This window comes from Burkholderia sp. BCC1993 (genome assembly GCF_905339865.1).
GTDB lineage: Bacteria > Pseudomonadota > Gammaproteobacteria > Burkholderiales > Burkholderiaceae > Burkholderia.
On the sequence record NZ_CAJPGZ010000054.1, the window covers coordinates 1 to 982 of the forward strand.

A 982-nucleotide genomic window follows, 5' to 3' on the forward strand; every position below is an offset into this window, starting at 1 on the left:
CCCAGCGGCAGTTCGACGCGCTGGAGCGCGGAAGGCGGCGACTGGGGCACCAGCATGTTCGGCCTGAAGGGCTTCGAGGATCTCGGCGGCGGGATGTCGACGGTCTTCAACCTGGAAACCGCGTTCCAGGTGATGAACGGCACGACGGGCGGCGGACGCATGTGGTCGCGCCGCGCGTATGTCGGCTTGAAGAGCGACACGTGGGGCCAGCTGCAGGCCGGCCGCAACCTGTTCATCGACAGCGACGGCGTGTGGGAATTCGATCCGTTCGTGCAGCAGGCGTTTTCGTCTGCATCGCTCGTGCGCGGCCGCAACTGGCAGCAGAGCAGCAACAACATCGAATATCACAGCCCGGTGATCGGCGGCTTCGACGTGCAGGCGCAGTATGCGTTCGGCAACCAGTCGCGCGGCTTCAACTACGGCGCGGCCGACGACTTCGGCCGCTCGGACGGGATCATGATCTCGTATCACTCGCCGGTGCTCGACGTGCGCGGCCTCTACGACGAGCTGCGCGACAACAACGGCAAGTTCAGCAACATCTTCACCGCGTCACGCGAGTATTTCGTCGGCGCGAACGTGAAGGTGTCGAAGTTCAAGATCCAGGGGGCGTATACGCACTACCAGGCGCCGGACAGCCCGGCGGGCGTCGCCGATCGCGCCGATCACTACTGGCTCGGCGCGACCTATACGGCCACGCCGCAGTGGGCGGTGACGGGCGGCGGGTATTACGTGAAGGTCGGCGATGGCGGCGGCGACGCGTCGCACGATCCGTCGGGGCACGCGATCATGTACGTGCTCGGCACGACGTACAACCTGTCGAAGCGCACGTTCCTGTACGGCACCGTCGCGTACGTGCGCAACGGCGGGAATTCGAACTTCTCGCTGCTCGCGTCGCCGCGCGACGCGACGTCGGGCACGAGCCCGATGACGGGCGAGTCGCAGACGGGCGCGTATGTGGGGATGATGCATACGTTCTGAGCGG

Annotated in this window: 1 protein-coding gene; it reads left to right on the forward strand. The window is 66.0% G+C overall.

The window, feature by feature from the left end:
- A partial coding sequence (locus U4Y91_RS36525) for a porin (RefSeq protein WP_321809118.1) occupies positions 1-978 on the forward strand: 978 nt, incomplete at its 5' end.
- Positions 979-982: the final 4 nt, after the last annotated feature.